Origin of the sequence: Patulibacter medicamentivorans, assembly GCF_000240225.1 — a bacterium.
In the GTDB taxonomy this organism is placed as follows: Bacteria; Actinomycetota; Thermoleophilia; order Solirubrobacterales; family Solirubrobacteraceae; genus Patulibacter; species Patulibacter medicamentivorans.
Window position 1 is genome coordinate 1 of sequence record NZ_AGUD01000157.1, and the last position, 1,835, is coordinate 1,835.

Genomic DNA, 1,835 nt, shown 5'->3' on the forward strand with positions numbered 1-1,835 from the left:
CGGGCGACCGCCTCGGCCGCGGTCCGCAGCAGCTGCCCGTCAGGCCCGGCCAGCGTCGCCGCGACCCGCGCGTCGCCGAGCCCGAGCCGCGCGCAGGCCAGCGCCGCGCGCTCGTCGATCCCCCGCCCCGACGCCAGCCGCGCGGCCTGCTGCCGCTCCGGGGCCGGGTCGAAGCGGACCGTCTGGCAGCGCGAGCGGATCGTCGGCAGCAGCTCGCCCGGACGATCGGTCAGCAGGATCAGCACGACGTACTCGGGCGGCTCCTCGAGCGTCTTCAGCAGCCGGTTGGCGGCGTTGTCGTTGAGCGACTCCGCCCGCTCGAGGACGAAGACCCGGCGGCGCGCCTCGAACGGCCGGCGGCTGACGGCCTGGACCACCGCCTCGTCGATGTCCTCGCGGCGCATCACCGCCGCGCCGGTCGGGGTCACCCAGGTCAGGTCGGGGTGAGCGCCGCGCTGGACCCGCGCCGCCGCCTCGACCGGGTCGCTCGCCCCCTCGGTCAGCAGCTCGGCGGCCAGCGCCCGCGCCACCGTCCGCTTGCCGCTCCCGGCCGGCCCCTGGAACAGGTAGGCGTGCGAGGGCCGCACGGCCGCTCCGCCGTCGGTCACGAACGCCCCCCGCAGCACCGCGCGGGCGTGCGGCTGGTGCTCGGTGGCGGTCAGGACGGACACCCGGCGATCGTAGTCGTCCCGTCGACGATGGCGCCGCCACGGCCCGCGCGGCGACGCGGCCTCGGCCGACGAGCGCGACCCGCCACGCCAGCGGGGCCGACCGGGATCGAGCCGCCGCCAGTCGTCTACCGTCCAGGCCGTGAGCCCCTCCACCGGAGCACTGATCACGATCGAGGGGCTCGACGGCGCGGGCAAGACGACGCTGGCCGTCGCGCTGGAGGCGGCCCTCGCCGACCGCGGCATCGAGGTCGTGCGCCTGCGCGAGCCGGGCGGGGTCGTCCTCAGCGAGCGGATCCGGGCGCTGGTCGCCGACCCCCGGCTCGAGGTCGACCCGCGTGCCGAGGCGCTGCTGTTCGCGGCCGCCCGCGCCCAGCTCTGCGCCGAGCGGCTGCGGCCGCTGCTGGCCGCCGGCCGCTGGATCCTCCTGGATCGCTTCGTCGACAGCTCGCTCGCGTACCAGGGCGGCGGGCGCGAGCTGGGGATCGACGCGGTCGCGGCGATCAACGACCTGGCGACCGCCGGCTGCCGGCCCGACCGGACGCTGCTGCTGCGGCTCGACCCGGCCGCCGGCCGCGCGAGGCTGATGGGACGCGGCGAGGAGCAGGACCGGATGGAGCGCGAGCGGGAGCCGTTCTTCGCGCGGGTCGCCGCCGCCTACGACGCGCTCGCCGCCGCCGAGCCCGAGCGCTTCCGGGTGCTCGACGCGGGGGCCGCGCCAGACGCCGTGCTGGCCGCCGCCCTGGCCGGGATCGACGATCTGCTGTCCTCGCCGGAGGCCGGCCCGCCCGCGGGATGACGGCGTCGCCGGCCCGTTCGCCATCGCCGGAGCGGGGAATCAACCATCTAGACTCGCGCGGGTGAACGGGAGCACGACGGGTGGCTGAGGAGGACCCACCGGCTCCGTCGTTCGCGTGCGAGCGGTTCGAAGCCGTTCCCGCGGGCGCCGGAACCGTCCTCCTGCGCGTCGAGGGTCGCTGGAGCGCGCCGCGCCGCGGCCGCCTCGGCGTGCCCGCGCTGCTGGTGGACGACGGCCGCCGCACCCGCCGGATCTCGCCGCTGCCGGCACCGGGCGGCAGCGCGCCGCTGGCGGGACCGCAGGCGCCGAGCTGGCGGGTCGCCTTCAGCGGCGACGCGTCGCTGGTCGCCGACGAGGCGGTGGCCTTC

Annotated in this window: 3 protein-coding genes; 2 read left to right on the forward strand and 1 reads right to left on the reverse strand. The window is 78.0% G+C overall.

Translation table 11 applies throughout. The features are described from left to right. Window positions 1–671, reverse strand: a 671-nt coding sequence (locus PAI11_RS24245) for an AAA family ATPase (RefSeq protein WP_170320714.1), incomplete at its 3' end; no start/stop codon positions are given. A gap of 139 nt (window positions 672–810) precedes the next feature. On the opposite strand from PAI11_RS24245, the gene tmk reads away from it, so the two are divergent. Together tmk and PAI11_RS10680 are read left to right on the forward strand one after the other, a co-directional pair. Further along, window positions 811–1,467, forward strand: a complete 657-nt coding sequence (tmk, locus tag PAI11_RS10675; protein ID WP_007574220.1) for a dTMP kinase — start codon at window positions 811–813, stop codon at window positions 1,465–1,467. Window positions 1,468–1,547: 80 nt separating this feature from the next. Continuing rightward, on the forward strand, window positions 1,548–1,835 hold a 288-nt coding region (locus PAI11_RS10680; RefSeq protein ID WP_040599838.1), incomplete at its 3' end, for a hypothetical protein.